A 2,941-nucleotide genomic window follows, 5' to 3' on the forward strand; every position below is an offset into this window, starting at 1 on the left:
GGTCGACGAAGCGCGACATGAGCTGATCGAACCAGCCGCCAATCACTGCTGCGGCAAAACCCAGCACCGAGCCCAGGATAAATGACAATGCCGTCGCCATTGCTGCGATGAATATCGTGATACGCGCGCCGTAGATCATGCGCGACAGCAGATCGCGCCCGAGATTATCGGTGCCGAGCCAGTACTTTGCAGAACTTGGCTCCCACACATCGCCAACGGTTTCGCCAACAGAGTACGGAGCGACCCAGGGGGCGAAGATTGCCGCGAAGAGAAACAGCGCGGTGATAATGAGGCCGATCCACGCGCTGATAGGTATGGTCTTGATATTCAGCATCTGCCGGGCCTCACTTCGGATGTCTGAGGCGGGGATTGGAAACAATCGCCACGATATCAGCAACAATATTGAGGCTGATATAGACAGCCGCGAAAACCAGCCCGCATGCCTGAACGACCGGAACGTCGCGTTTGGCAACGTGATCGACCAGATATTGACCCATGCCGGGATAGACAAAAATCACCTCTACGACGACCACGCCAACGATCAGGAACGCGAGATTGAGCATGACGACGTTGACGATCGGCGCGATAGCATTGGGAAAGGCGTGACGGGTAATGATCTGGAATGGCGTCAGCCCTTTCAGTTCAGCCGTCTCGATATAGGCGGACTGCATCACGTTGAGAATTGCCGCTCGGGTCATGCGCATCATGTGTGCGAGAACAACAAGCGTCAGTACCGTGACCGGCAGGGCAATGGCGCTCAGGCGTTCACCAAATGGCATCCCCTCGTAAACTGTCGAAACGCTTGGAAACCATTGCAGCTGCACGGCAACGAAATAGATCAGCAGGTAACCGGTGAAGAATTCCGGTAATGAAGTCGAGGCGAGACCAAGCCCGGATATGATCTTGTCGACGGGGCCGTTACGGTAGCGAACGGCGAGCAGCCCGAGGCCGATTGCCAGCGGAACCGAAACCACCGCCGCCGCCGAAGCGAGGAACAGCGTATTCCACAGCCGGTCCTTCAGCGACGTGGCGATGTCCTGCCCGCTGGAGAGAGCCGTGCCGAGATTGCCGGTCAGTATACCGCCAAGCCAACGGAAGTAGCGGATATAGGCCGGATCGTTGAGGCCCATGTCACGCCGCAAATTTTCGAGAGCTTGCGGCGTGGCGGATTGTCCGAGAATGGACTGCGCGACGTCTCCAGGCAGAATCTGCGTGCCGACGAATATCAGCACGGAAACAGCAAGGAGAAGGAGTACGCCCATCGCAATGCGCTGGGCGACCAGTTTTAGGACAGGCGTACTCATCCGCCGACCTCTACGCGATCAGCCAGCAGCGCGACAATGCATAACCGCCGCTCATCTCCTGATTGCCGTCCGGCACCCAGCCGCCAACCTTCTTGCTCGTCGCATCGATGAAGTCATTGAACATCGGCACGATGACGCCGCCCTCGTCGCGTACGATGACATTCATGTCGCGATACATTGCCTTGCGCTTGGCTTCGTCCAGTTCGCCGCGCGCCTGCAACAGCAGTTTGTCGAACTTCTCGTTGAAGAAGCGCGTGTCGTTCCAGTCGGCCTTGGAATAATAAGCCGTCGAGAACATCTGGTCCTGCGTCGGACGGCCACCCCAGTAGGATTCCGAGAATGGCTGCTTGTTCCAGACCTGCGACCAGTAACCATCGCCAGGCTCGCGCTTGACTTCGATGGTGATGCCTGCCTTGGCAGCGCTCTGCTGATAGAGCTGCGCCGCATCGATTGCGCCGGGAAATGCAACATCGGAAGTGCGAAGAAGCACCGAACCTTCGTGGCCGGACTTCTTGTAGTGGAATGCCGCCTTGTCCGGATCGTATTTGCGCTGTTCGATATCGTCCGAAAACAGCGGGTATGCCTTGTTGATCGGCGTGTCGTTACCTACGGAACCGTAGCCGCGCAGAATGGTCTTCACCATCTCTTCGCGGTTCATGGCATACTTCAGCGCCATACGCAGATCCATATTGTCGAACGGCGCGGTATTGCAGTGGGCGATGAAAACGTAATGCCCCTTGCCCGCAACGTTCTGGATTGTCACGCCCGGCACACGCTTGACGAGATCGACGATCTTCGGCTCGACGCGGTTGATCATGTGTACCTGACCGGACTGCAGAGCCGCCGTGCGGGCCGTCGCATCGTTGATGACGATGATTTCGATCTGCTCGGCATGACCGCGCTTGTCGCCGTCCCAGTAGTTGGGGAATTTCGTCCCGATATGACGTACGCCCGGCTCATCGGTCACCACCTTGTATGGTCCGGTACCGATACCGGCAGTCGGCTTGTCCTTGCCGCCGCCCGGCTGGATCATCAGGTGGTAGTCATCCATCAGGAACGGCAGATCGGCATTGGCTTCTTTCAGTGTGAAAACAACAGTATCGCCGTCTTTCTTCACGCTCTCGATGCCGCCCATGACGCCGAGCGCACCGGATTTCGAATTGGCATCCGAATGACGCTCCATCGTGGCGACGACATCGTCCGGTGTCATCTCCTTGCCGTCATGGAACTGCACGCCCTTGCGGATCTTGAAGGTCCAGACCTTGGCATCGTCCGATGAGCCCCATTCCGTCGCGAGTTTCGGATTGAGCTTGCCGTCGGGCTGGATCTCGACGAGCTGTTCGCCCCACTGGCGGCCGAATTTGTACGGAACCTGGCTCTGCCACGTCGCGGGATCGAGACTGTCAGTGGAAGCGCCGCCTTGCATGCCGGCTTTCAACGTTCCGCCCTTGACCGGACCTTCGGCAAGCGCAGCGCTTGAAAGCAGGGAATTGGCGAAGACCGTGGTGACGCCAAGAGCCGCGGCGCGGCCGAGAAAGTCGCGGCGCGAAAGCTTGCCAAGTGCAACCCTGCGGCTGAGATAATCGAGTTCGTTTGACATATCTATTCCCCTTCTTCTGCTTGCGACGCCCGGCGTC

General features: G+C 58.2%; 3 protein-coding genes. All 3 read right to left on the reverse strand.

Annotation, left to right across the window (positions count from 1 at the left end; genetic code table 11):
• A partial coding sequence (locus ACXJ5O_RS23320; RefSeq protein WP_457301985.1) for an ABC transporter permease occupies positions 1–334 on the reverse strand: 334 nt, incomplete at its 3' end.
• Between the two features lie 10 nt (positions 335–344).
• On the reverse strand, positions 345–1,304 hold the full coding sequence (locus tag ACXJ5O_RS23325) for an ABC transporter permease (protein ID WP_210003620.1): 960 nt from the start codon (positions 1,302–1,304) through the stop codon (positions 345–347).
• A gap of 10 nt (positions 1,305–1,314) precedes the next feature.
• Positions 1,315–2,904 (reverse strand): ABC transporter substrate-binding protein, encoded by a 1,590-nt coding sequence (locus ACXJ5O_RS23330; protein ID WP_457301986.1) that lies wholly within the window; start codon positions 2,902–2,904, stop codon positions 1,315–1,317.
• Positions 2,905–2,941: the final 37 nt, after the last annotated feature.

The sequence above is a fragment of the Phyllobacterium sp. P5_D12 genome (assembly GCF_054049495.1).